This window comes from Halomonas sp. BC04 (assembly GCF_000568385.1).
Map to the genome: position 1 here is coordinate 1 of NZ_AZQX01000152.1, position 25,996 is coordinate 25,996.

At 65.7% G+C, this 25,996-nt stretch carries 17 protein-coding genes and 7 pseudogenes; 10 read left to right on the forward strand and 14 right to left on the reverse strand.

Annotated elements, in window-relative coordinates; genetic code table 11:
• Both Q427_RS31245 and rplQ read left to right on the forward strand, forming a co-directional pair.
• Window positions 1-112, forward strand: a pseudogene (locus Q427_RS31245) (DNA-directed RNA polymerase subunit alpha); the annotation flags it as partial.
• Window positions 113-151: 39 nt separating this feature from the next.
• The gene (rplQ, locus tag Q427_RS10715; RefSeq protein WP_043513715.1) at window positions 152-547 is read left to right on the forward strand and encodes a 50S ribosomal protein L17; all 396 of its coding nucleotides are present in this window, start codon (window positions 152-154) and stop codon (window positions 545-547) included.
• Window positions 548-798: 251 nt separating this feature from the next.
• On the opposite strand, the pseudogene uvrA reads toward rplQ, so the two are convergent.
• A pseudogene (uvrA, locus tag Q427_RS10720) lies at window positions 799-3,659 on the reverse strand (excinuclease ABC subunit UvrA).
• Between the two features lie 162 nt (window positions 3,660-3,821).
• Between uvrA and Q427_RS10725 the strand changes: the two are divergent.
• The 4 genes and pseudogenes from Q427_RS10725 to Q427_RS10740 all read left to right on the forward strand — a co-directional run bounded on the left by Q427_RS10725 (window position 3,822) and on the right by Q427_RS10740 (window position 7,566).
• Window positions 3,822-5,213 (forward strand): MFS transporter, encoded by a 1,392-nt coding sequence (locus Q427_RS10725; protein WP_043513717.1) that lies wholly within the window; start codon window positions 3,822-3,824, stop codon window positions 5,211-5,213.
• 80 nt (window positions 5,214-5,293) lie between these two features.
• A complete protein-coding gene (ssb, locus tag Q427_RS10730) occupies window positions 5,294-5,887 on the forward strand; it encodes a single-stranded DNA-binding protein (RefSeq protein ID WP_043513719.1) in 594 nt (197 codons plus the stop codon).
• A 31-nt stretch (window positions 5,888-5,918) separates the two neighbouring features.
• Window positions 5,919-6,803, forward strand: coding sequence for a sugar nucleotide-binding protein (locus tag Q427_RS10735; protein WP_043513720.1), 885 nt, complete (start codon window positions 5,919-5,921; stop codon window positions 6,801-6,803).
• A gap of 110 nt (window positions 6,804-6,913) precedes the next feature.
• Window positions 6,914-7,566: pseudogene (locus Q427_RS10740) on the forward strand (lysophospholipid acyltransferase family protein).
• Window positions 7,567-7,675: 109 nt separating this feature from the next.
• Here the strand turns inward: Q427_RS10740 and fabB are convergent.
• Window positions 7,676-8,892 (reverse strand): annotated as a pseudogene (gene fabB / locus Q427_RS10745) (beta-ketoacyl-ACP synthase I).
• Between the two features lie 13 nt (window positions 8,893-8,905).
• Window positions 8,906-9,421, reverse strand: coding sequence for a 3-hydroxyacyl-[acyl-carrier-protein] dehydratase FabA (gene fabA / locus Q427_RS10750; RefSeq protein WP_043513722.1), 516 nt, complete (start codon window positions 9,419-9,421; stop codon window positions 8,906-8,908).
• A gap of 249 nt (window positions 9,422-9,670) precedes the next feature.
• Between fabA and Q427_RS10755 the strand changes: the two are divergent.
• Window positions 9,671-11,532, forward strand: a pseudogene (locus tag Q427_RS10755) (putative bifunctional diguanylate cyclase/phosphodiesterase).
• A 13-nt stretch (window positions 11,533-11,545) separates the two neighbouring features.
• Here the strand turns inward: Q427_RS10755 and Q427_RS10760 are convergent.
• From Q427_RS10760 to Q427_RS10795, 8 genes and pseudogenes are all read right to left on the reverse strand, one after another.
• Window positions 11,546-12,732, reverse strand: a pseudogene (locus Q427_RS10760) (class I SAM-dependent methyltransferase).
• Between the two features lie 77 nt (window positions 12,733-12,809).
• Entirely contained in the window at window positions 12,810-13,583 is a 774-nt protein-coding gene (locus Q427_RS10765; protein WP_043513724.1) for a DUF1365 domain-containing protein, read from the reverse strand.
• Entirely contained in the window at window positions 13,583-14,929 is a 1,347-nt protein-coding gene (locus Q427_RS10770) for an NAD(P)/FAD-dependent oxidoreductase (RefSeq protein WP_051496292.1), read from the reverse strand. Before Q427_RS10770 ends, Q427_RS10765 begins: the two co-directional genes overlap by 1 nt.
• Window positions 14,926-15,717 carry an SDR family NAD(P)-dependent oxidoreductase gene (locus Q427_RS10775; RefSeq protein WP_043513726.1) on the reverse strand — a complete coding sequence of 264 codons (792 nt, stop codon included), beginning with the start codon at window positions 15,715-15,717 and terminating at the stop codon, window positions 14,926-14,928. Before Q427_RS10775 ends, Q427_RS10770 begins: the two co-directional genes overlap by 4 nt.
• A 37-nt stretch (window positions 15,718-15,754) precedes the next feature.
• Complete coding sequence (locus tag Q427_RS10780) at window positions 15,755-16,195, reverse strand: nuclear transport factor 2 family protein (RefSeq protein ID WP_043513729.1); 441 nt, start codon at window positions 16,193-16,195, stop codon at window positions 15,755-15,757.
• Between the two features lie 21 nt (window positions 16,196-16,216).
• A complete protein-coding gene (gene phrB / locus Q427_RS10785; protein ID WP_043513731.1) occupies window positions 16,217-17,632 on the reverse strand; it encodes a deoxyribodipyrimidine photo-lyase in 1,416 nt (471 codons plus the stop codon).
• Window positions 17,633-17,657: 25 nt separating this feature from the next.
• Window positions 17,658-18,572, reverse strand: coding sequence for a MerR family transcriptional regulator (locus Q427_RS10790; RefSeq protein ID WP_043513733.1), 915 nt, complete (start codon window positions 18,570-18,572; stop codon window positions 17,658-17,660).
• A gap of 190 nt (window positions 18,573-18,762) precedes the next feature.
• The gene (locus tag Q427_RS10795) at window positions 18,763-19,797 is read right to left on the reverse strand and encodes an NAD(P)/FAD-dependent oxidoreductase (RefSeq protein WP_043513735.1); all 1,035 of its coding nucleotides are present in this window, start codon (window positions 19,795-19,797) and stop codon (window positions 18,763-18,765) included.
• Between the two features lie 104 nt (window positions 19,798-19,901).
• Between Q427_RS10795 and Q427_RS10800 the strand changes: the two genes are divergently transcribed.
• Window positions 19,902-20,813, forward strand: coding sequence for a TIGR01777 family oxidoreductase (locus Q427_RS10800; protein ID WP_043513737.1), 912 nt, complete (start codon window positions 19,902-19,904; stop codon window positions 20,811-20,813).
• A gap of 13 nt (window positions 20,814-20,826) precedes the next feature.
• Here the strand turns inward: Q427_RS10800 and rapA are convergent.
• From rapA to Q427_RS10810, 3 genes and pseudogenes are all read right to left on the reverse strand, one after another.
• A pseudogene (gene rapA / locus Q427_RS10805) lies at window positions 20,827-23,785 on the reverse strand (RNA polymerase-associated protein RapA).
• Between the two features lie 139 nt (window positions 23,786-23,924).
• Window positions 23,925-24,155, reverse strand: a complete 231-nt coding sequence (locus Q427_RS36190) for a TlpA family protein disulfide reductase (RefSeq protein WP_331280606.1) — start codon at window positions 24,153-24,155, stop codon at window positions 23,925-23,927.
• Window positions 24,149-24,724 carry a TlpA disulfide reductase family protein gene (locus Q427_RS10810; RefSeq protein ID WP_331280607.1) on the reverse strand — a complete coding sequence of 192 codons (576 nt, stop codon included), beginning with the start codon at window positions 24,722-24,724 and terminating at the stop codon, window positions 24,149-24,151. The genes Q427_RS36190 and Q427_RS10810 overlap by 7 nt, the downstream gene beginning before the upstream one ends.
• A 132-nt stretch (window positions 24,725-24,856) precedes the next feature.
• Here Q427_RS10810 and Q427_RS10815 point away from each other — a divergent pair, with 132 nt between their 5' ends.
• Entirely contained in the window at window positions 24,857-25,096 is a 240-nt protein-coding gene (locus tag Q427_RS10815) for a hypothetical protein (RefSeq protein WP_043513739.1), read from the forward strand.
• Window positions 25,083-25,996 (forward strand): phospholipase D-like domain-containing protein (locus tag Q427_RS10820; RefSeq protein WP_231613620.1); only part of this gene is annotated, 914 nt, incomplete at its 3' end. The genes Q427_RS10815 and Q427_RS10820, both read left to right, overlap by 14 nt.

Sequence of the window (25,996 nt, forward strand, 5' to 3'; positions counted from 1 at the left end):
GAAGTCTTTGAACGAAATCAAGGACGTGTTGGCAGCACGCGGTCTGTCCCTGGGCATGCGTTTGGAGAATTGGCCTCCGGCAAGCCTGAAGGACGACAAGGCCTCTGCGTGAGCGTCGACTCGAGTCCCAGTTTGGTAAGGAATAGCAACCATGCGTCATCGTAAGAGTGGTCGTCACCTGAATCGTACCAGCTCGCACCGCCAGGCCATGTTCAAGAACATGTCCATCTCGCTGGTCGAACATGAAGTGATCAAGACAACACTGCCCAAGGCCAAGGAGCTGCGTCGCGTTATCGAGCCGCTGATCACCCTGGCCAAGCAGGACAGCGTCGCAAACCGTCGTCTGGCCTTCAGCCGTACCCGCTCGAAGGAAGCGGTCGGCAAGCTCTTCAATGAGCTGGGTCCGCGTTACGCCGAGCGTCCGGGCGGTTACGTCCGTATCCTCAAGTGCGGTTTCCGCACCGGCGACAACGCGCCGATGGCTTTCGTCGAACTGGTCGATCGTCCGATCGTCGAGTCCGAGGAAGAGGTCGCCGTCGAGGAGTGATTCTCGGCTGCGGGCCAAGCCCGGCAGTGCTGTAGCAGCAATACCAAAACCGGCTCCTCAGGAGCCGGTTTTTTTTCATCTCTGCCCGGTGAGCTGCTGCTCCGCTGGGTCTTGATCCGCGGCTTGCCCGGCGATAGGTCTTCGCGGGGGCGCTGTGAATACTTCCCTGTACGCTACCGATTCCTTCCCTGGAATCGGACCCCCGCTACGACCTATCCCCGGCGCCGCTGGGCGTTGTGCCCGCCCTCCAGTCAGTTGGCTGTTGCTGGCACTGCCTTGCTGGCCTTGGTCCGCTCCAGCAGCGGCTTGAGGAAGCGCCCGGTATGGGAAACTTCCATCTTGGCCACCTGCTCCGGGGTGCCCTCGGCGATAATGCGTCCGCCGCCGGAACCGCCCTCGGGGCCGAGGTCGATGACCCAGTCGGCGGTCTTTATCACATCGAGGTTGTGTTCGATCACCACGATGGTGTTGCCGTGGTCGCGCAGGCGGTGGAGTACGGTCAACAGCTGGCGGATATCCTCGAAGTGCAGCCCGGTGGTGGGTTCGTCGAGGATGTACAGCGTCTTGCCGGTATCGCGCTTGGCCAGCTCCCGGGCCAGCTTGACGCGCTGGGCCTCGCCGCCGGAGAGGGTGGTGGCGCTCTGCCCCAGGCGGATGTAGGAGAGCCCCACGTCGAGCAGTGTCTGTAGACGGCGGGCGATGGCAGGCACCGGGCTGAAGAATTCCAGCGCCTCCTCGACGGTCATCTCCAGTACTTCGTGGATGCTCTTGCCCTTGTAGTGGATCTCCAGGGTCTCGCGGTTGTAGCGCTTGCCCTTGCAGACATCACAGGGGACGTAGATATCGGGCAGGAAGTGCATCTCGACCTTGATCATGCCCTCACCCTGGCACGCCTCGCAACGACCGCCCTTGACGTTGAACGAGAACCGCCCCGGCTTGTAGCCCCGCGAGCGCGACTCCTGGGTGCCGGCGAAGAGTTCGCGGATCGGCGTGAAGATGCCGGTGTAGGTGGCAGGGTTTGAGCGCGGCGTGCGTCCGATGGGACTCTGGTCGATGTCGATGACCTTGTCGAGCTGGTCGAGCCCCTCGATCGTCTCATAGGCGGAAGGCGTCAGGGTGGTGGCGCGATTGAGTTCCCGGGCGGCGATGGGCATCAGCGTCGAGTTGATCAGCGTCGATTTCCCCGAGCCGGACACGCCGGTAACGCAGATGAAGAGACCCAGCGGCAGGCTAAGGGTCACATCATGCAGGTTGTTGCCGCTGGCACCGGTCAGGCGCAGCTGCTTCTCCGGGTTGCCGGGAATGCGCCAGGGGGGAATCTCGATGCGGCGCTTGCCGGAGAGGTACTGGCCGGTGAGGGAGTCGGGGCTGGCCATGACATCTTCGGGGGTACCCTGGGCGACGATCCGTCCGCCGTGCACGCCGGCACCGGGGCCGATGTCGAGCACGTGGTCGGCGGCGCGGATGGCTTCCTCGTCATGCTCCACCACGATCACGGTGTTGCCCAGGTCGCGCAGGTGAACCAGGGTCTTGAGCAGGCGGTCGTTGTCGCGCTGATGCAGGCCGATGGAGGCTCATCGAGAATGTACATGACCCCGACGAGGCCGGCGCCGATCTGGCTCGCCAGGCGGATACGCTGGGCTTCGCCGCCGGATAGGGTGTCGGCGCTGCGCTCCAGGTTGAGGTAGTCGAGCCCCACGTTGACCAGGAATTCCAGCCGGGCGTGGATCTCGTTGATGATCTTGTCGGCGATCTCGCCCTTGCGGCCGGGTAGCGTCAGCTGGCGAAAATAGTCCCTGGCCTCGCCGATGGGCAGCTCCACGATCTGGGGCAGGGTGCGCTCGTCGATGAAGACGTGGCGCGACTCGAGACGCAGGCGTGAGCCGTGGCAGCTCGGGCAGGGTTGCTCGGCGATATAGCGCGACAGCTCCTCGCGGACCATGCTCGATTCCGTCTCACGGTAGCGGCGCTGCATGTTGGGCAGCACCCCTTCGAAGGGATGCTCCCGGGTGACCTTGCGTCCGCGGTCGTTCACGTAGCTGAAGGCGATCTCGTCCCTGCCGCTGCCATTGAGGATAACCTCGCGCTCATGGCGGGCCAGCTCCTGCCAGGGCGTCTCCAGGGCAAAACGGTAATGGCTGGCGACGGCCTGTAGCTGGCTGAAATAGTAGACGCTACGACGATCCCAGCCCTTGATCACCCCCTCGGCCAGCGACAGCTCCGGGTGGCTGATCAGCTTGTGGGGGTCGAAGATCTGCTGCACCCCCAGTCCGTCGCAGGTGGGGCAGGCCCCGGCCGGATTGTTGAACGAGAACATCCTGGGCTCGAGTTCGGCGATGGCATAGCCGCATACCGGGCAGGCGAAGCGCGCCGAGAAGATAATGTCGTCGGCCTCGCCGTCCATGAAGTGGACCATGGCGATGCCGTCGGATAGGCCGAGGGCGGTCTCGAAGGATTCCGCCAGCCGCTGCTCAAGGCCCTCGCGGACCTTGATGCGGTCGACCACCACGCTGATGTCATGCTTCTTGTTCTTGTCCAGCGGGGCGATGTCGTCGAGTTCGAGCACCTGGCCATCGATCAGGGCGCGCACGAAGCCCTGGGCGCGGAGCTCCGCGATCAGCTGCAGGTGCTCGCCCTTGCGCCCCTTGACCACCGGGGCCAGCAGCATCAGCTTGCTGCCCTCGGGCAGGGCCAATACCTGGTCGACCATCTGCGAGATAGTGCTCGCCTCGAGCTCCTCGCCATGCTCCGGGCAGCGCGGTGTGCCGGCCCGGGCGAACAGCAGGCGCAGGTAGTCGTAGATTTCGGTGATGGTGCCCACGGTGGAGCGGGGGTTGTGTGACGTGGACTTCTGTTCGATGGAGATTGCCGGCGACAGGCCTTCGATATGGTCCACGTCGGGCTTTTCCATCATCGACAGGAACTGGCGGGCATAGGTGGAGAGCGACTCCACGTAGCGGCGCTGCCCCTCGGCATAGAGGGTGTCGAACGCCAGCGATGACTTGCCGGAGCCCGAGAGTCCCGTCACCACGATCAAGCTGTCCCGGGGCAGGTCGACGTCGATCTGCTTGAGGTTGTGAGTGCGGGCACCCCTGACCAGTATTCTGTCCATTCCCACCTCGTGACGCACGGCAAAACCTCGATTATACGTCTGCGGTACACCGGGCAGCAAAGCGGCTGTGGCGGGGACGTTTCCTGTGTGGTCCGGAACCGATAGAATAGGCGGTTCACCTTAGGGCATCGAGCCCGCCTACCCATGGATTCTCGTCACTCTATGCGCAAGGTCTCTGGACTGCTGCTAGCCACCGAACGGCGGGCCATCACCGGCCTGGCGAGCCTGTATGCCACGCGGATGCTGGGACTCTTCATGGTCTTGCCGGTGCTGGCGCTCTATGCCGACGAGCTGGCCGGTGCCACGCCCCTGCTGATAGGGCTGGCCCTGGGGGTCTACGGGCTGACCCAGGCCATCCTGCAGATCCCCTTTGGCCTGCTCTCCGACCGTATCGGTCGCAAGCCGGTAATTGCCGGCGGACTGCTGCTGTTTCTTCTCGGTAGCGTGGTGGCCGCCGGTGCGGATACCATCGGTGGCGTGATCCTGGGCCGCTGCCTCCAGGGCAGCGGTGCCGTTGCCGCGGCGATCATGGCGCTGCTGGCGGATCAGACACGGGAGCAGGTGCGCACGGCTGCCATGGCCACCATCGGGATCTCCATCGGCGTGGCTTTCGCCGTGGCCATGGTGCTGGGCCCCTGGCTGGCGGCGACCTTCGGGCTGTCGTCGGTATTCTGGTTCACCGCCATGCTGGCCGGGCTCGGCCTGGTGGTGCTGTGGAAGCTGGTGCCGCCGGCCCCGCGGCGCATGCGTCATCGCGATGTCGGCATCGATCGCCGGCAGCTGGCGGTCATACTCACCCGGGCCGACCTGTGGCGCCTGGACCTGTCGATCTTTGCCCTGCACCTGGTGCTGATGGCGATTTTCGTCGCGGTGCCATTCCGCCTGCTCGAGGCGGGCATCAGCGTCGAGCGGCACGGCCTGACCTACCTGGGCGTCATGCTGCTGGCTTTCCTCTGCATGGTGCCGCTGGTGGTGCTGGCCGAGAAGCGCCAGCGCATGAAGGGCATGTGCCTGCTGGCGATCGGCTCCATTGCCGTCAGCCTGGCGGGGTTGGCCGGGATCGGCACCGGGGTATGGGCGCTGTTCGCCTGGCTGCTGCTGTTCTTCACGGCCTTCAACCTTCTCGAGGCCACGCTGCCGTCGATGCTCAGCAAGCTGGCACCGGCGGGGGCCAAGGGTACGGCCATGGGTGTCTACTCCACCAGCCAGTTCCTGGGCGCTTTTCTAGGCGGTTTGCTGGGTGGCTTTCTGGCCCAGCAGTGGGGGCTGCCTGCCGTCTTCGTCGGCAGCGCCCTGCTGGCGGGGATATGGTGGCTGCTGATGCTGGGCATGCCGGCTCCGCCCCACCTCTCCAGCGAAGTGATCGAACTGGATGAAGACCAGCAGGACGATACGCTGGATACCCTGATGGCGAGCTTCGCCGAGGTGGCCGGCGTTGAAGACGTACTGGTCGTACCTGAGGAGCGGCTGGCCTATCTTAAGGTGGACCGGCGGCGTCTCGACAGGGATGCACTGTCTCGCCTGGTCCGTCCGAATCAGGATCGCGGTAGCTGACCTGCAGTTCGGTGGTTGCCGAGTGGGCGCCGCCGGGAATTCATCACAAATGAGTGTATACAACCAATAGGGAGTCCAGCATGGCCCGTGGCGTCAACAAGGTCATTCTCATCGGCAACCTGGGGCAGGACCCCGAGGTCCGTTTCATGCCGTCCGGCAGTCCCGTCGCCAACCTGCGCGTCGCCACTACCGATACGTGGACCGACAAGCAAAGCGGTCAGAAGCAGGAGCGCACCGAGTGGCACTCGGTAGTGCTGTTCAACCGGCTGGCCGAGATTGCCCAGCAGTTCCTGAAGAAGGGCTCCCGGGTCTACCTCGAGGGCCGTCTGCAGACGCGCAAGTGGCAGGGGCAGGACGGCCAGGATCGCTATACCACCGAGATCGTGGTCAACGACATGCAGATGCTCGATAGCCGCGGCGGTGATGCTCCCGGCCAGGGTGCGGGCTTCGGCGCGCAGGCCCAGGCACCCCAGCAGGGTGGTTACGGAAATGCCCCGCAGCAGGGCGGATATGGCGGCGGGCAGCCCCAGCCGCGCCCGGCCCCGGCTGCGGTGCCCCCGCAACAGGGTGGCCATCAGCAAGGCGGCCAGCAGCAGGGTGGTCAGCAGCAGGGTAACTATGGTGCCCCCGACCCGGGTAGCTTCGACGATTTCGACGACGAGATCCCGTTCTAGTGTCTATTGCCCTGACTGGCGGAGGCGTTGAGTGAAGCTGTTGATCCTGGATGCCGGTCACTGCCTGAACCTGGCGCTGGCCCGGGTGGCGCACCGAAGAAGCGATACCGAACTCGTCATCGAGCCCGGCATCGCCATCGATGCCGCCTATCTGCGCGAACTCCGGCCGGATGCGGTGATCATTCCGCCACTGTCGGCACCGATGGAGATCGAGCCCGCCGCCGTGGTAAGCCATGGCGAAGGGGTGGATATCGGCCTGGCGGCCTGCCGCGAGACCGATACGCCGCTGGTCTGGTGCGTCTCCGACCAGCTCTACCAGGATGGCTTCGATACCCCGATCGATGAGCATGTGATCCCGGCGCCACGGGATGAGAGCCTGCGACGCCTGATCGCCATCGGGGATCGGATCCGCAGCAGCCACCCCCGGCACCTGATCGTGCGGTTGGGCCCGCTGTTCGCCCTGGAGGGGGGGCATGCCTGGCTGAGCGGCGTGATCGACAGCCTGGTGGGCGGGGAGGATGTGCGTGCCGCCCAGGATGTCATCTTCTGCCCCACCTCGGCCGATGCCGTGGCCATGGCACTGGTCGGCATGCTGCACCAGCTCGGCTGCGGCTCCACCGCCTGGGGCGCCTATCACCTGGCGGGCACGGAGCCGGTCAGCGCCTATACCTTCACCACCATGGTCCGGACGCAACTCTCCACTCGCCTCGAAGGTTTGGGTGAACGGGTGGCGTTGGGGGAGGTGAAGCCGCTGAAGCATCATCACGATCAGCCGCTGCGACGCGTGCTCAATTGCCGGCGCGTGCTGGAGGCCTTCGGCGTTCACCAGAAGCCCTGGCGACTGGAAGTGGGGCGTCTGCTGGATGACTGGTGTCAGTCACGGCGACCGCTCGAGGAGGGTGATGATCACCCATGAATGTGATTCGCAGCCTGCTCTTCTATTTCGGCTATTTCCTTGCCCTTCTGGTCTGCGGGGGGCTCTTCCTGCCGGTGGCGCCGCTTCTTCCGCTTCAGTCCCGATACCGCATGCTCAACCTCTATAACCACTTCATTACCGCCTGGTTCCGCTGGACCTGTGGTGTGCGTTACCGGGTCATCGGCAAGGAGCACCTGCCCGAGGGACCCTGCGTGATCCTGGCCAACCATCAGTGTGAATGGGAAACCATCTATCTGCAGGTTCTCAAGCCGCCGGTGTGCACGGTGCTCAAGCAGGAGCTGTTGCGGATTCCGCTGTTCGGTTGGGGCTGCGCCTGTTGCATCCCATTGCGTTGGATCGCTCGAAGCCGGCACGGGCCATGCGCCAGGTCCTGACCCAGGGGGTGCAGCGCCTGAACGAAGGCCTTTCGGTGTTGATATTTCCCGAGGGCACCCGGGTCCCCCCCGGCGAGCGCAGGCGCTACAACAAGAGCGGTACGGTGATTGCCTGCCGTGCAGGGGTGCCGGTGCTGCCGGTGGCGCACAACGCCGGTGAGCGCTGGCCGGGGCGGCACTGGGTCAAGAATCCGGGGCTGCTTAATGTGGTAGTGGGAGAGCCCATCGCCACCGAGGGTCGTACACCCGAAGAGGTGCTGGTCGAGGTGGAGGCCTGGATCGAGGCGCGGCTGGGGGAGATTTCCGAAGTGCCGAGGCCCGAGGCCCCTGCGCCTGGCCGCCAGCGGAGCGTACGCTCCACGTCATGAGCCCTTTGCGGGCCATGAAGGCCAGGTCAGGTAAATCGGAGTCGTCACATCGGGATACGAAAAAAGGCGCCTGCTTAGCGGGCGCCTTTTTTCAGGGTGCGACAGTGATTCAGTCGCGGTAGCGCTGGAGCACCAGGCAGGCGTTGGTGCCGCCGAAGCCGAAGCTGTTTGAGAGTACCCGCTCGATGGTCACGCCGTCGCGCCGGCTGGTGACGATATCGAAGCCGGCGGCCTGGTCGTCGAGTTCATCGACATTGGCCGAGGCGGCAATGAAGTCGTTCTCCATCATCAGCAGCGAATAGATCGTCTCCTGAACCCCGGTGGCGCCCAACGAGTGGCCGGTCAGTGACTTGGTGGAGCTCATGGCCGGGGTGCTGTCGCCGAATACCGCGCGGATGGCCTTGAGTTCGGCGACATCACCCACCGGCGTCGAAGTGCCGTGGGTGTTGATGTAGTCGATATCACCCTCCACCGTCGCGAGCGCCTGGCGCATGCAGCGTGTGGCGCCTTCGCCTGACGGGGCCACCATGTCGTGGCCGTCCGAGGTGGCGCCATAGCCGACCAGTTCGGCGTATATCTTCGCGCCGCGGGCACGGGCATGCTCCAGCTCCTCGAGCACCAGCATGCCGCCGCCGCCAGCGATGACGAAGCCGTCTCGCGCCTTGTCGTAAGGGCGGGAGGCCTTCTCGGGCGTGTCGTTGTAGTGCGTCGACAGGGCACCCATGGCATCGAACAGGCAGGAGAGGGTCCAGTGCTCCTCCTCGCCGCCGCCGGCAAAGACGATGTCCTGCTTGCCTAACTGGATCTGCTCCATGCGTTGCCGATGCAGTGGGCCGAGGTGGCGCAAGCCGAGGAGATCGAATAGTTGACCCCTTTGATCTGGAAGGGCGTGGCCAGGCAGGCGGATACGGTACTGCCCATGGTTCGGGTGACCCGGTAGGGACCGACCCGGCGCAGGCCCTTCTCGCGCATGACATCGGCGGCTTCGACCTGGTTGGCACTGGAAGCCCCCCCGGAGCCGGCAATCAGCCCGGTGCGCTCATGGGAGACCTGCTCCGGCGTGAGCCCCGAATCCTCGACCGCCTGGGCCATGCTCACATAGGCATAGGCCGCGGCGTCGCCCATGAACCGGCGCAGCTTGCGGTCGATGAGGGTATCGAGATCGATATCCACGGCCCCGGCCACCTGGCTGCGGAAACCGCGTTCGGCATATTCTTCCTTGAAGCGAATGCCCGAGCGCCCGTTCCTTAACGCCTCGACGACCGCCTGCCGGTCGTTGCCCAGGCACGATACGATGCCCAGGCCGGTGACTACCACTCGTCGCATGGAAGCCTCCTGATCAGAAATTCGCGGTAGAAGTGAACAGGCCGACACGCAGGTCATGAGCCTGATAGATCTCGCGGCCGTCTACAGTCACTGTACCATCGGCCATGCCCAGAATCAGGCGCCGGGTGATGATGCGCTTGATGTTGATCTGGTAGGTGACCTTTTTGGCATCAGGCAGAATCTGGCCGGTGAACTTGACCTCACCACAACCCAGGGCACGCCCCCTGCCGGGATGGCCGAGCCACCCGAGATAGAAGCCCACCAACTGCCACATGGCGTCCAGACCCAGGCAGCCGGGCATGACCGGGTCGCCGGGGAAGTGGCAGTCGAAGAACCAGAGGTCGGGGTGAATATCCAGTTCGGCGGTCAGTTCGCCCTTGTTGAACTGGCCTCCCGCTTCGTGGATATGCGTGATGCGATCGAGCATCAGCATATTGGGAGCCGGCAACTGGGCATTGCCGGGGCCGAAAAGCTCACCGCGGCTGCACGCCAGCAGTTCTTCGCGTACGAAAGAGTGTTGCTTGGTCACTGAGTCGTTCCGAGTCGCAGTTGTTGTGGGCCTTCCCGCGAGTATAGCGGACGCGGCATTGGCTCTTGGGCCGTCCCGCCCTGGGCGGCCCTGACTAGTCTACTGGCCGAGGCCGGTGATTGCACGTCAGGCATGACGCGAGGTGCCGGAGCGATTAAAGTGGCTGGGCAATCAGTCGATACTCTACTCGATAGTTCGATGCGCAGCACGGGCGCGATTTCCCCTTCATTCGCCAGACCGGGATACGACATGTGGTCACCCTTCGCGATCAATCGCCCGTTGACCTGGGCCGCACTGGCTGCGCTGCTGGCATGCGTCTGGCTGCCTGGCCCGGGTCTTCGCCTGGTGGCGGCGACCGTCGTGGTCGCTGGCCTGGCCCATGCCTGGAGACAGCTGCGGCGTGAACGCCAGAATGCCGACCTGATGCAGCAGGCACTCATGCTCTCCGAGGAGGGCGTGCAGATTACCGATGCCGAGAACCGCATCCTGGCGGTCAACCCGGCCTTCACCCGGATAACCGGCTTCACCGAGGACGAGGTGCGCGGTGTCAATGCCGCCAACCTGGTGGCTTCCCGGCACGATTCCAGTTTTTTCAAGCGTTTCTGGCAGACACTGGAAAGCAAGGGGCGCTGGGAGGGTGAGATATGGAACCGGCGCAAGCAGGGCGATGAATACCCCGAGTGGCTGCGTGTCAAGGCGGTGATGGGCAAGGGAGGCAGATCACCCATTACGTCGGCACCTTCACCGACATCTCCGTGCACAAGGCCCGCGAGCAGGACCTGCGACGCATTGGCTTCGAGGACCCGCTGACCGGGCTGCCCAACCGACGACGGCTCCACGACCTGATGACCTCTCGCCTGCGCCACCTGCGAGCGGGTGAGAGTCTCGACATGGCGATCATCGATATCGACGGTTTCAAATCGGTCAACGACAGCCTGGGTGTCGATCAGGGCGATCGTCTGCTGGCCCGGTTCGGACAGCGGCTGGCAGGACATGTGGCCGGCGGGGTGGTGGGTCGCCTGGGTGGCGACGAGTTCCTGGTGATTCGTACCACCACCTTCGACGACCATGACAAGTGGGTTGCCGGGCTGCGGGAGCACCTGGGCGAGCCCTTTGAGATGGACCACCGTTCGCTTCGGCTGGGGTTGTCGATCGGTAGCTGCAGGGCGCCCGAGGATGGCAACGACTCCGGGGTGCTCTTCCAGCGGTTGGAGTCGGCGCTCTACTCGGCCAAGCGCCACGGGCGCAACGTCAGCCAGCGATTCCGGCCGGCACTGGACGTTCAGGACACGCCGCAGATGGCGCTGGTCTACAGCCTGCGTGACGCCCTGGCCAACGGCGGCCAGCTGGAACTCCACTACCAGAGCCAGCACCGGACCCGCGACGGCCTCGTGGTAGGGCTGGAGGCCCTGCTGCGCTGGCGGCATCCGGAGCATGGCATCGTCTCGCCGGGCGACTTCATCCCCCTGGCCGAGCGGCACGGTCTGATGGGCATGCTGGGCAACTGGGTGATCGACGAAGCGCTGGGGCAGATGGCGCGCTGGCGCGAGATGGGAATGCCCACGCTGCCGGTCTGGATCAATATCTCGGCCATCCAGATGTTTCAGGGCGAGCTGGAGTCGGCGCTCTCCTCCGGCCTGGCCCGTCACGGTATCGCCGCCGCCCAGCTAGGCCTCGAGCTGACCGAGTCGGTGCTGCTCGACGAACGTGCCGGCGATATCGTGCCGCGGCTGGAGGCGCTGCGGGACCGGGGCCACCGCATCGCCATCGACGACTTCGGCACCGGCTATTCGTCGTTGAGCTATCTCAAACGGCTGCCGCTGGACAAGATCAAGCTGGACCGGGCCTTCATCCGCTCACTGCCCGACGACCCGGCCGATGCCGCCATCGTCAGCGCGGTGCTGGCCATGGCCCATGGGCTCTCGCTGGATGTCATCGCCGAGGGGGTGGAAACCCAGGGGCAGCTCGATTTCCTGCGCGATGCGGGCTGTCGCCTCGTTCAGGGGTACTTCTTCGCCCGTCCCATGGCGGTCGGGGCCCTGGAGGAGCACTGGCAAAGCCTCGCCGGGCAGTCGTCGACAGCCCAGCTTGGAGCCACGCCCATCGCCTGATCGCTGCCTGTGGTCACGGTTGGCCTTCCAGTGGCGCCGGCCGGGCACCGGGCCGGGCCAGCAGCAGGTGGCAGGTGCCGATCGTCCGCTCGAGAAAGCCCCCCTCGCAGTAGCACAGGTAGTAGCGCCACAGGCGAATGAAACGTTCTTCGTAGCCCAGCTTTCTCACCGTTTCCAGGTTCGCCTCGAAGCGGTGGCGCCATTCCCGCAGCGTCCGGGCGTAATGGGGGCCGATTTCGTCGAGCGCCAGCACGTTGAGTGAGGTGTGGCGTGCCATACCGTCGAGGATGATACGGTGCGAGGGCAAGAAGCCACCGGGAAAGACGTGGCGCTTGATGAAGTCCATTTCCCGCTTGGCGGCCTCGAAGCGCTGGTCGCGAATGGTGATGGCCTGGAGCAGGGCCAGGCCATCGTCTGTCAGCAGCCTGTCCAGCGTCTTGAGGTAGGTCGGCAGGTATTGATGCCCTACGGCTTCTATCATCTCCACCGAGATCAGCCGGTCGAAGCGCCCCTCCAGTTCCCGATAGTCCAATTGCAGCAGCGTGATCCTCTCCTCCAGCCCCTCTTCCCGAATACGCAGCGCCGTGTAGGCGTACTGCTCGGCGGAGATGGTCGTGGTGGTGACGCGGCAGCCGCGCGTCTTCGCCGCATGGATGGCCAGGCCGCCCCAGCCGGTACCGATCTCCAGCAGGTGGTGCTCCGGTCGTACGTCGAGCTTGGCCAGCATCAGGTCGAGCTTGTGGGTGGAGGCCTCCTCGAGAGTGGCGTCAGCTCGGGGGAAGACAGCACTGGAATACATCCGGTGCTCACGGTCCAGAAAGGTGGCGAACAGGTCGTTGCCGATGTCGTAGTGGGCGGCAATGTGACGCCTGGCGCCGCTACGGGTGTTTCGCTGCAAGGCGTTCAGGGCCCCCAGTAGCCATCTGCCATCCGGGCGGTGCCGTTCTCCATGTCACCGTTGACCCGCTCCAGGTTGGCGGCGAACAGGCGGATCAGGGCCACCAGGTCGTCGGCATCCCAGTCGCCGTCGATATAGGCTTCGGCCGCCCCTACGCTGCCCCCCAGGGCCAGTCGCTGCCAAGCCCGTGGGTCGCGCACCACCAGAGTCACCTGCAGCGGGCCGTCCTGGCCGAGATGGTGGCATTGGCTGCCTTCGATCAGGGTGATCCGGCCGCCCTCCAGGCGGTCGAGCTGGGCCATCACCCGGGGCCGGAGCCAGCGTGTCAGGCGCCCGCCGTTGACCGGCACCGGGTGGCAGGAAGCGGAACGGAACGACGTCACGGTGAAGTCTCCTCGCGGGTGGAACGAGTGGGATGGTCATGGATCGGAACGCCCTTGCGCCAAAGGCGCAGCGCCTCCAGGTGAATCGCGGCCCGGCTCTTGAGGTTCATCCAGGGCTGACGCGCCAGGGTCTCCAGCAGCACTCTGCGGGTGGCCGGCCTGGCGGTGAGGAGCAGGGTGGCATCGAAGTGTCGTTGCTGTTCACGCCAGTTTTCCATGTGCATCAACAGCCGATTCCCCGGGGTGTTGAAACGCCAGCGATAGGTCATGTCCATGGGGTGGAAGGGCGACACATGCATCGCCTTGTCGAAGCTGGCGGTGTGCTGGTGCCGGTCAGGGTCCACGCGACAGGCGTAGCGGGTGCGTTCCCCCCAGGGCGTATTGGTGACCTCCGCAAGCAGGGCGCGCAAGCTGCCGTCTCTGTCGTGGAGGTAATAGAGCGACAGGGGGTTGAAGCCCGAGCCCAGGGTGCGCAGCTGCGTCAGCAGGCAGATGCGGCCCTCCGGGGCGACGCCGAGTTGGCGTTCGACCTCCTCGCGCACGGCCTGCTCGAGTGGTCGGTCATGGGGTGCCAGGTAGTCGCTGCGGCGAAAGCGCGCCAGGGCCGGGCGCCGGGCACTGAAGCCGGGGACACCATCGAACAGCATGGGCAGTTCTTCCAGGTCGAGCCAGGCCATCCATAGCCGATAGTCGAAGGCGTGGTCCCGGGGCAGGAACCGGCGATGCCGCAGGGTGCCTTGGTAGATCCGCGAATGGGGCTCGGCGATCATTACGGCGTCTCCAGGACAAGCGCGGGCGTGGACTCGGCATGGGGCAGTGGTTCATCGCAGCCAAGGTCGCGTGCCACGCGCAGTGCGCTCCATACACCGTCCTCGTGAAAGCCGTTGCGCCAGTAGGCGCCACAGAAATGGGTGCGCCGGTCCGCGCCGGAGATCTCGGCGTGGCGGGCCTGGGCCGCCTGTCCGGCCAGCGAGAACTGGGGGTGGGCATAGCGGAACCGGCCGAGCACCTTGGCTGGGTCGATGGCAACACTGTCGTTGAGCGTGACGCAGAAGGTGTGCGCGGTATCGAGCCGCTGCAGGATGTTCATGTTGTAGGTCACGGCGGCCCGGGCGGCGTCGCCTCGCCCGTCGAGACGGTAGTTCCAGCTTGCCCAGGTGCGGCGGCGGCGCGGCAGCAGCCGTGTGTCGGTGTGCAGTACCACGTCATTGTCGCGGTAGGGCAGCGAGGCCAGGACCTCCAGCTCGGCCAGGCTGGCATCATCGAGCAGCTTCAGCGCCTGGTCGGCATGGCAGGCCAGCACCACCTGGTCATACTGCTCGTGACCCTGGGCGGTGGTCAGCATGACGCCGTCTGTGTTGCGGCGGATGCTCAGTACCGGCGTGGCGAGCCGGATACGCTCCGCATAGGGGGCGGTCATTGCCGGGATGTAGGCACGGGAGCCCCCCACCAGGGTGTACCACTGGGGCCGGTCGTTGACCGAAAGCAGACCATGGTGATGAAAGAAGCGCAGGAAGAAGAGGGCCGGGAAGGTGCGCATGTCGCGAATACTCGCCGACCAGATGGCAGCCCCCATGGGCAGCAGGTAACGGCGCTGGAAATCGCGGCCGTAGCCGGCTCTGTCCAGGTAGTCACCGAGACTGATGTCGTCGCCCAGACTGCCACTGTCCAGCTCGTGTCGTGCGCGTCGATTAAAGCGCACGATATCTCCCAGCAACCGATAGAAGCGGGGGCTCAAAAGGTTGCCGCGCTGGGCGAACAGGGAGCCCAGGGTATGGCCGTTGTACTCGAAGTCCTGCAGCGTCTCGTGCACCGAGAAACTCATTTCGGTGGGCTGGCTGGCGACGCCGAGTTCGGCGAGCAGCTGCTGGAAATGGGGATAGGTGCGATCATTGAAGACGATGAATCCCGTGTCGATGGCGTGGTGCTCTCCATCCAGGGCCACGTCGATGGTCGCCGTATGCCCACCCAGCCGGTCGGCGGCTTCGAACAGCGTCACATGATGGCGCTGGCTGAGGTACCAGGCGGCGGCCATGCCGCTGATGCCGCTGCCGACCACGGCAATGCGCTGGGCGTCTCGCTGTCCTGGGCTTCCACGGGTGAAGGCGGTGTTCATGGGCCTGCCCCACTGGGCGAAGGGCGTGCCAGGCGAAGGCCCAGGCGATGACGCAGGGCCGGGGGCAGGATCCCCATCAGTCGCACGCCCAGGGTGAAGCGGCGCGGGAAATTAATATCCAGGCGGCGGTGCTCGAGGCCCTGGAGAATCGCTTCGGCAGCCGCGGCGGCAGAGATCCGCATGGGCATGGGGAAGTCGTTGCGCGCCGAGAGGGGTGTCTCGACGAATCCAGGATGTATCAGGCTGATATCGATACCCTCCTCATGCAGGTCCAGGCGGAGTGACTCAAGGAAGTGGCTCAGGGCGGCCTTGGATGCGCCGTAGGCGGCCGCCCGTGGCAGCGGCACGTAGGCCGAGGCGCTGGACGTCGCTGCGATGAGCGGGCGGCTGCCTTCGGAACGAGCCTTGCGCAGCAGCGGCAGGGCGGCATCCAGGCAGTGAAGGACGCCGAAGAAGTTGGGTGCGAAGACCCGCTGCACAAGGTCGAGATCGAACTGCCGCACGTCCACGTATTCGCAGGTGCCGGCATTGAAGATCACCAGGTCCAGTCTGCCGAACAGGTCGTCGAGATGGATGCCCGCGGCGCGCACCGCTTCGCGATCGCTGACGTCCAGTGGCAGCAGCAGGGCATTGCTGCGGTCGCCGGCGAGTTCGGTCAGGTCACCGAGGCTACGAGCGCTGATTGCCACGTGATGCCCTTCATCCAGCAGGCGAATGGCCAGGGCGCGCCCGATACCCGAGGTCGCTCCGGTCAGCCAGACCACTCGCTTTCCACTCAGTGCCACCATGCAACCTCCCTGAGCGGCACCGCTGAGCGGCGCCGGTTTACTTGCCCAGGCGGCGCTTCAACACGCGAACCGTCGGGCCCAGAATCGGCAGGTGCTCGTAGAGCATGGCGCCGGCATCGAAGAAGTCGCGATGCCGGCATACCCGCAGCGGGTCGTCAGTCGAGAACGACAGCCTCGAACACCCCTCCACCAGGACTGGGCGCCCGCGAGCCAGCCGCGGATGCGACAGTCGCATCGTCCAGGTTACGCAGGCTTCGGTACCCTGCCGTAGGCGGTCGTGGAACTCGAACCGGCACTCCGTCACGTTCTCGTACAGCCCCTGGAAGTACCTCTCCAGCGCTTCCCGTCCCTCTATATGGTGGAGGGGATCGGTGAAGACCACGTCATCAGTATATACCTGGTATAGATTTCTTGTATAGGTTTTGTCCAGTTTGTTGAAGAAGGCGCAGAAGGCCTCCAGGGCAGTGGCCTGGCTCATGGGGGGCTCCCGTGGGTGGTGTCAGTCGGTTTTCAGTGCCTTGAAGGCGTCAATCGCTCTTAGCCTGGCGGCCTTGTGATCGACGATCGGGGGCGGATATCGTGTCTGGTGCCGCTGCGCCGGGGACGGGGCAAGCCTGGCCTTGGGGGGGAGGTTGGCCAGCTCCGGCACGAACTTGGCGATGAAGGCACCTTCCGGGTCGAAGCGGCTCGACTGGGTGGTGGGGTTGAAGACGCGGAAATAGGGTGCTGCGTCGGTGCCGGTGGAAGCCGCCCACTGCCAGCCGCCGTTGTTGGCGCAGAACTCCCCGTCGACCAGGTGCTGCAGGAAGAAGGCCTCACCGTGTCGCCAGTCGATCAAGAGGTGCTTGCTGAGAAACATGGCGGTGATCATGCGCAGGCGATTGTGCATCCAGCCGGTCTGCACCAGCTGGCGCATGGCAGCGTCGACGATGGGGTAGCCGGTCCGCCCCTCGCACCAGGCGCGAAAGCCGACGTCGTCATTGCGCCATGCCACGGCTTCGGTATGCCGCTGGAAGGCGCGATGCTGGCACACCCTCGGAAAGCCCGCCGCCACGTGCTGGTAGAACTCGCGCCACACCAGTTCGTTCACCCAGGTCACAAGGCCGAGATCGCCTTCAGCCAGGCGGCCATGGTTCTCGCCGAGCACCGCCTGCAGGCACTGGCGATGGGAAATCATTCCCAGCGCCAGGTAGGGCGAGAGCTCGCTGGTGCCGTGTATGGCCGGAAAGTCACGCTGCTGCGCATAGTGGCGACCACGAAAGCGCAGGAAGCGCTCAAGCCTGTCGGCTGCCGGCTCCGTGCCGGCAGGCCAGTCGTCGGTCGAAACGGGGTCTTCCTCGTAGTGAGGAGAGGGCGGCAGCGGGTCGGAGTCGATGGCCGGTGGTGACTGGGGCCGAGGGGGCTCGCGAAGCGCCAGGCGGTTGGCGCTGAGCTGCCGGTGCCAAGCCTTGGCGAAGGGGGTGAAGACGCGAAAATTGTCTCCTTTGCCCGTCAGCAGCTCCCCAGGGGCAAAGGCCGTGGCGTCGTGATGCGCCTCGGTGGCGAGCCCGGCCCGGGCGAAGGCGGTGGCGACGGCCCGGTCGCGACGTTGCTCGTCCAGGGGGTACTCGCCATTGAAATGCAGCCCCTTCGCCCCTGTCTCCCGGGCGATGGCGAGCAATGTCGCCGGGGCCTGGTCGTAGGTCTCGATATCCCGGTGCAGCAGCGGGATGTTCAGGCCGGCCAGCTCCTTGCGCAGTGCCGACACGCCACGGCCCCAGAAGTCGAGCTTGTTGGCGCCATGGCCGTAGCCTTGCCACTGAGGCAGGCAGCGCAGGAACACCGCCACCACGGGGCCCTGGCGCGCAGCCGCAGCCAGGGCCGTATTGTCATGGACACGCAGATCGCTACGAAACCACATCAGTACGCAGGTCATGCTGGCTCCCGGATTGGGGCGATGGTCAGGCGCCCTTCAGCAGCGAACGCAGCCTTGCCAGCGCCAGGGGAAGGTCATCTCCCAGCAGCTCCACCTGGCTGTCGACCAGGTCGTTGCCGCGTATCCGTGCCACCGGCCCGCAGAGACCCAGAGGGACATCGAGCTGCTCGGCCAGGCGGGGCAGCTGTCGGCGAATCAGATCGGGGCGCTCGGCGCGGCCGCTGACCAGCACCATGGCCGAGGCCTTCAGTCGCTCCACCGCCAGCGGCAGTTCGCCGAAGGGCAGCGAGCCGTCGAGCAGTTGGATGCGATAGCCGGCCTCGCTGCCGGCCAGTGCCGCCAGCAGCAGCCACAGCGGGCCGGGATCATCGGGAAGCGCACTCATCAGTACCACCGGACCCTTGGCGACCTGGTTGGCATGGTAGAGACGGATGCCGATGACCGTACGCAGGAAGGTTTCCAGGTTGACTCGCTGCAGCCTGGCACCGAGCTGATCGTGCCAGCGCTCTTCCAGCTCACGTATGGTGGGTTGCCAGAGCTCGTCCAGGCTGGTGGTCACCGGATAAAGTGCCAGGCTCTGGTTGAACAGCCGCTCAAGCTGCGCCGTGTCCATTGCCTCCACGGCGGCAACCAGCTGGCGACGCTGGCTGGGCCAGTCCCCTGAGGCTGGCTCGGGGACGGGGGCTGCCTCGGGCTGGTCGAGAAGCTCCTTGACCTGGCTGACCGGTACGCCACGGCTCAGCCACTGCAGAATCTGTTCGACGCGGTCGATGTCTTCCCGTGCATAGAGGCGGTGACCCTTCGGTGTGCGCTGGGGGCAGATCAGCCCGTAACGCCGCTCCCAGGCGCGCAGGGTGACCGAATTGACCCCGGTTATGCGCGACACTTCGCGGATCGGATAGAGCGGTGTGTCGGCCGGGTGGGTTGCCTTGTCGGTCATGCTTGCATCTGCCTCTCGCTGTTGTCATTGCCGTTCCAGACCGCCATGAGGATGTCAGGCATCCGGGCGCGACGTTCCTGGGTGGACAATATTGTACATCAATCGAGAGATGTACAACCGTTGCTGTTGCGATCAGTGGAAGCGCCTCGCCGAACGGTCGGTGGAGCGCCTCCAGCAAGGGTTCACCGTGTCAGCCTTTGCCCCTCAGGGCATTGCCCAGGTGATGGCCGGAGAGCCAGGCATCCTCCACGCGTGGCCCACGCCAGCCATCGCCGCAAAGCGCTAGGCCAGTGTCCGAGAGCCGATAATCCCGATTGATAGCCTCGCCACCGGCGAAGACATCGGGTTGAGCGTAGCGCCAGCGGTGCGCGCCGACCGCCGTGATCGCCGGCAGTTCGGTGGCATCCGGCAAGGCCTCGCGAAAGGCGGTCAGCAGCCTGCTGGCCACGTGGCTTTCATGCAGTTCCAGGTGCGCCTCGCTCCACTCCAGCCCGGCGAGCAGAGTCAGGCTTTCACCCTGCTGTTCACGGCCGGGCTTGTGATCGTTGCGTGCGACAAAGCGTAGCGGGCCCTCGGAAAACATCACGGCCTGCCAGTCCTGGGCGACGTTCGGTGGCGCTGGCAGTGGTTTCTCGAAACAGGCCCAGGCCGCCCAGCAGGGGCGCTGTATGATCGCTTCGCACGCCTCGGCCAGAGGGGGGGCATGAGGTGCCACCAGTGCCTGGGCCTGCGGCGAAGGGGTCGAGATCACCACATGGTCGAAGGGGCCGTGGTACCGCCTGGCCTGGTCCTGGAGCGACCAGCGACCCTTGTCCCTTGTCAGCGAGACGATGCGACAGCTCGACTCCAGCTCCAGCTCCCGGGAGAGATGGCGCGTTACCGCGCTCATGCGTGGCTTGCCTGCGTAGCGTTCTCTGCCATCATGACGGTAGTGCCAGCTGTCCCCGGTAACTCGCCACAGTTTCCATGGCCAGGGTGCCACCAGGCCCGCCTTCAGCCAGACTTCGGTTTCTCGGCGAAAGGCATCGTCCCTGACGCTGAAGAATTGCGCGCCGATATCCACCGTGGCGGCGGCAAGGCTCCGGCTGGTCATGCGCCCCCCCGGGCCGCGGGCCTTTTCGAACACGTTGACCCGCCAGCCGGCCTCGTGAAGGACTCGCGCACAGGCAAGGCCGGCGATGCCGGCGCCGATGATGGCGGCTGTGGGGCGTGTCGGTGGTGACATGAAGACCTCGCACAGGGGAGCGGTATTTACGTTAGACTAGCAGAAGCGTACAACGGCTGTATAACTTTATGTGCGCAGTCATGAATCCAGGGGAGGAGAGTGCTATGCGCGTGCTGATGACGGGTGGCAGTGGCTTCGTGGGGCAGCGCCTCTGCCAGCGCCTCAAGGAAGCAGGGCATCGCCTGCAGGTGGTCTCGCGAGACCCCAAGGATGCAAAGGGGCAACTTCCCGCGGGCACCGATGTTCGTGGCTCCGTGCTGGATTTCGTTGACGCGCCACCGGACGCCATCGTCAACCTGGCCGGTGAGCCGATAGCGGCTCGTCGTTGGAGCGACAATCAGAAGAAGCGGCTGATCGACTCGCGAGTCAATATCACCCGTGACCTGGTGATCCTCTGCGAGCAGCTCAAGCAGTCGGGGGGGCAGGCGCCGCGAGTGATGGTGTCGGGTTCGGCCATGGGGTACTACGGCGATCAGGGCGATCGCGAGGTAACCGAGGAGACACCACCCCACGATGAGTTCGCCCACCGTCTCTGCAAGCGCTGGGAGGACACCGCCCGGGAGGCGGCTGACTTTGGCACGCGGGTTGCCTTGCTGCGTACCGGGCTGGTGCTGGACCTCGGAGGAGGCAGCCTGCAGAAGATGCTGCCCCCCTTCAAGCTGGGGCTGGGAGGGCGGTTCGGCGACGGCAAGCAGTTCATGCCCTGGATCCATCGCGAGGATCTGGTACGCATCATCCTGTTCCTGCTGGAGCATGGCGACATGGAAGGGCCCTTCAACGGCAGCGCTCCCAAGCCGGTCACCAATGCCGAATTCACCCGCACGCTGGCCAGCCAGCTCCATCGCCCCGCCGTGCTGCCGGTTCCCGCCATCGCCCTGGAAACTGCCTTCGGCGAGATGGCCCGGCTGCTGCTGACCGGTGCTGACATGCGCCCCCGGCGTCTGCTCGACGCCGGCTTCGAGTTTCGCTATCCGACCCTGGAGGAGGCGTTGGCGGAAATCCTGGGCAGGCGCTGAGCTCGCCCAGGGGTCAGCGGCTCTCCTGATCCACCGTGACGATCACTCGCACGGCATCGAGCCGCAGCCGGGCCCCGTCGATGGCCGTGTCCAGCGCGCTGCGTTCGCGGCGCATGGCGTCGAGCTCTTCCTCGCGCACCGCCGGGTTGAGCCGTGCCAGGGCTTCCAGGCGGGCGAGTTCGGTATCCAGTTCACTGCGCATGCGGGTCTGGGCCGCTTCGATGATGCTCGGCAGCTCCCGCTCGGCCTCCGACTCGCCCTGGGTGAGCAGGCCACGCAGCTGATCGTGTCGGCTGCGGATCAGGTCCCGTGCCATCGCCTTCTTGACCTTCTGCAGGTTCTTCGACAGCCCCGTGAAGGAGACCTTGTCGGTGAGCACGGCGCCGGACTCGTCGAGCAGCACCCTCACGGCGGTGGGCGGCAGGAAGCGGTTCACATGCAGCCGCTTCGGCGCCGGGCAGTGGGTGCGGAAGACCAGTTCCACCATCAGTCGCCCGGCGGGAATCGCCGGATGCTTGAGCAGCGACAGGGCGGTGTTGCCCATGGTGCCGTCGATGATGCGCCCCATCATCTCGCGCAGCAGCGGATGCTCCCAGGACAGCCGCTGCACGTCGTCGCGGGCCAGGGCCCGCGACCGGGAGAGGGTCGCCGTAAAACCCTCTTCGCCCTTGGCCAGGCCCGGCAGGCCATCGAGCATGTGCTGGCCCGGCTGCAGGTGCAGCAGGCCGTTGCCCAGCTCCTGGCTGTCGACGCCGAAGACATCCATCGCCTGATCCAGATAGCGTGGCAGGGCGGCGTCGTCGTCCAGCTCGCGGATGGCGCTGGCCACTGCCTCGGCGCGTGCCGGACGGCAGGCATTGAGCTCCAGCAGCCGGTTGCGGCCGGCATCGCGCTCGGCCAGGCGGCTGAGGAAGAGGGTTCGCGTTTCGGAGATGACCTCCTCCAGCGCCTCGTCGTCTAGCAGGGCCTCTGAGAGGCGTCGCCGAAGGCATCGAAGAGCTCGTTGCCCACGCCGTGGGGCGCCAGGAAGGCATCCATGCCGTCCCGGTACCAGCGCAGCAGGCGCTCGGCGGGACTGCCCTCGAACAGAGGTACATGGATCTCGATGGCGTGTCGCTGGCCGATGCGATCCAGGCGGCCGATGCGCTGTTCGAGCTGGTCGGGGTGCTGGGGCAGGTCGAACATCACCAGGTGTCGGCAGAACTGAAAGTTTCGCCCCTCCGAGCCGATCTCCGAGCAGACCAGCAGTTGGCTGCCCTCCTCCTCGTCGGCAAAGTCCGCCGCGGCGCGGTCCCGCTCCACCAGGCTCAGGCCTTCGTGGAAGACCGGAGCGTGTATGCCGCCCAGCACGCGCAGCGCTTCGGCAAGCTCCTGGGCCGTTTCACGGCCGTGGGCGATCACCAGCACCTTGTCGCCGGCGAAGCCGTGTTCGCCGTCGTCGCTCAGCCGCTCCATCAGCCAGGCCACCCGGTTGTCGAACTGCCACCAGGGCTCGGCGTTGAGTGGGTCCTCGGCCAGGGCGCGATACATGGCGTCCGGGTAGATCAATACATCCGGGTGGTCGAGGCCGGTCTCGATCAGCAGTTCGTCGAGGTAGTCCTCGTCACGCTCGAGCTTGCGGAATGCGCGCCGGTAGGGCGAAGGCGGGGTGAGATAGGCCAGGTGCAGGCGACGCTCGGGGAAGCCGCCGACGTGGCGGCGGCTGTTGCGGAACATCACCCGGCCGGTACCGTGGCGGTCCAGTAGTTGATCGCGCAGCTGGCTGCGGGCGCTCTCCTGCTGGGCCGTGTCGCTCTCGGAGTTGGCCAGGGTGGCCAGCAGGGCCAGGCTGTCGGGCTCCTCGATCACCCCCGCGACCCGTTCGCGGTCGTCGCTGTCGCTGCCGTCGGCTGTGGGCAGTCGCTCCAGGGCGTCGATGGCCTGGGCCACTTCCACGTAGTGCTGCTCCTCGTCGCGGAAGCGCTCGAGGCTGTGGTAGCGGTCCGGGTCGAGCAGGCGCAGGCGGGCGAAGTGGCTCGTGAGTCCCATCTGTTCCGGGGTCGCGGTCAGCAGCAGCACGCCGGGCACGGTCGCAGCAAGGCGCTCGACGCAGGCGTAGCCGGGGCCGACCTTCTCGTCGCTCCAGTCCAGGTGGTGCGCTTCGTCGACGATCAGCAGGTCCCAACTGCAGGCCTCGGCCTGGGCCTGGCGGTGCGGGTTGGCGAACAGCCAATCCTGGCTGGCGAGGACCAGCTGGCCGGACTCGAAGGGATTGGTCTCGGCCTGGGCCAGGCTCTGCTGCTCATCGAGCAGGGTCACGTCCAGGGCGAAGCGGCGCAGCAATTCAACCAGCACTGGTGGGTCAGGCTCGGCGGTACCAGGATCAGCGCCCGCTCGGCGCGGCCGGTCAGCAGCAGTCGGTGCAGGATCAGCCCCGCCTCGATGGTCTTGCCCAGGCCGACCTCATCGGCGAGCAGCACCCGCGGGGCGTGGCGGCGGGAGACCTCGTCGGCGATATAGAGCTGGTGCGGGATCAGGTCGATGCGGGGGCCGGACATGCCCAGTGCGGGATTCTGCTCGATACGGTTGAAGTGGTGGAGCGTGCGAAAGCGCAGGTCGAACCAGTCGTTGCGGTCCACCTGGCCGGTCAGCAGGCGATCGCGGGCCTGGTCGAACTGCATGGTGTCGGCCAGCTTGGCTTCGGGCAGTTCTCGCAACTGGCCCTGGGCATCCTCCCCGATATAGACGATCAGTCCGTCGATCTCCTTGCTGTCCTCGACCAGCAGCTGCCAGCCGTCGCTGGACTGGATGCGGTCGCCGCTGCCGAAGGCCACCCGGGTGAGGGGCGCCTGGCGACTGCTGTAGGTACGGGTTTCCTGGCTGGCGCCGAACAGCACGGTAACGCTGCGCTGGTCGCAGCTGAGGATGGTGCCCAGACCCAGTTCGGCCTCGCCGTCACTGATCCAGCGTTGGCCGGGTGAAAAGTCGCTCATGATGCCTCGGAGATGCTGAAAACGGTGCGCTCGCCGCCGATGTGGCCATCGGCAGCAACAGGGCGGGCGATTCTAACGCAAAGCCCGCCATGGCTTAAGAGTGGTGATGTACGGCAGGAAGTGGTAGGGGCGAGACCCCTCAGTGCCTGCTGAGCCAGTTATCGAGCTGGGCCCGGGAAAGTTCGCCCACATGGCGCTCCACGGCATGCCCCTCGGGGTTGAACAGCACCGTGGTTGGCAGGCCGGGGGACTCCATGGTTCTCATCATCACCTGGCCGGGGTCGAGCAGCGGGTAGCGAAAGGCCAGTGCCTGCTCGTCGAGATAGCGTACCACCTGCAGCAGCTCCTCACCCTGGTTGATCACTACCACCGAGACCCCATCCCGGGTGTCGGCCTCGGCCAGCAGCGGCATCTCGCGCAGGCAGGGGGGCACCAGGTGGCCCACAGATTGACCACGACAAGCTCGCCGCGCAGTGACTGCAGGTTGACCGGTTCCCCGTCGAGGTTCTCCAGAGTGACATCGGGCAGCTCGCGTATCCCCATGTCGCCGCCCAGCGGTACCAGGGTGACCAGTACCAGCCACAGGGCCGAGGTGCCGATGGTAAGGGCCATGGCGCCGATCATCGACAGCAGGTGCTCGCGCAGGGACCAGGCGGTCCAGATCAATGCCGCCAGCAGCCCCCAGATACCGTGAAAGCCGGGTTGCCAGAGTTTCAGCACGTCCAGCGGAGCGGCGGCGTAGGCGTCCAGGTTCATCGCCACGTACCCCAGTCGAGCGCCCACCAGCCAGGTCAGTATCAGGCCGTTGAACCAGCGAACCCGGGTGCCGGTGGAGAGCCCCAGCAGCAGCCAGGCGGCCAGCAGCAGCAGCAGAGCGCAGCCGATGGCATAGAGTCGGGGTACGGAAATCAGCACGGGGCCCAGGGCAAAGGCATCCATTGGGTTCAGCTCCGAGAACGGGGTCGGCGTTGGCGGCAGGACCGGGTAGAATCGCACACTTGTTTACATCACGGCGCAGGCTGTGCAAAGCCTACTGTGCGAGCATTGGTCTGTCACCTGGCGGGAGCCCTCATGGCAAAGTCGTCTTTCGATACCCTTAGAGCCCTGGCCATCGCCAGCCAGGCGCTGGGCTTCATTCTGATCATCACGCTGGAAACCCTCATGGGCGATTCGGCCCGGCCCTGGCAGGGCGTGACCCTGGGCGTCATGGTGCTCTGCGCCCTGTTTCTGGCCCTGGCGCGCCTATACCGTCACAACAAGGCGCGCAAGGCCATGGACCGCCGCCTGGCGGATGACGATGACGATACCTGAGAGTCGAGCCGCTGCCTGGGTGAGAAGGCTGGCTGGCGCCCTGCTGATTGCCCTGCCGTGGCTGCTGGCAGGCTGTGCCGCCAGTTCCGCGCCCCGTGAGCACGGCGCGGCGATGACACCGGATGATACCGAGACGACCTGGCTGGGCCAGTGGGCTGCCCAGAGTGCCGCCCCCCACGATGGCCAGAGCGGCTTCGCCCTGGTCTCCAGCGGACAGGATGCCTTCAGCCTCAGGGTACTGCTCAGCGAACAGGCCGATCAGCGGCTGGATATCCAGACCTACCTGATGGGGGACGGCCTGACCACCCGTATCCTGCTCTCCCGCCTGCTGGACGCCGCCGAGCGGGGCGTGAAGGTGCGCCTGCTCCTCGATGATATCGGCGCGGTGGGGCAAGGGCGGCGCCTGGCCGCTCTGGATAGTCACCCCAACGTCCAGGTGCGCGTCTATAACCCGCTCGCCCTGGGGCGGGGCTTCCTGACGACCCGGGTGCTGGCCTCGATTCCCCAGGCAGGTCGTCAGCATCGCCGCATGCACAACAAGTTGTGGCTTGCCGACGGCGCGGTGGCCCTGGTCGGCGGGCGCAACCTGGGCGACGAGTACTACAGTGCCAGCGAACCGCGCAATTTTTCCGACCTGGACATGATGGTCATCGGCCCGGTGGTCGAACCGCTTTCGAGAAGCTACTCCCTTTACTGGAACCATGGACTGGCTCAGCCCATCGGTCGCTATCATCGCGCCGAGGAGGAGGCCTGGCGCGAGCTTCAGGCTTCGCTGGGTGAGTGGGTCGGCGACAATGGTGACGATGCCTACTTCACCGGGCTGCGCGAGCGCTATGCCGATGCCGGGCAGGGGCCGCTGGTGGGCAGGCTGCACTGGGGCGAGGGGGTGGCGCTGTGGGA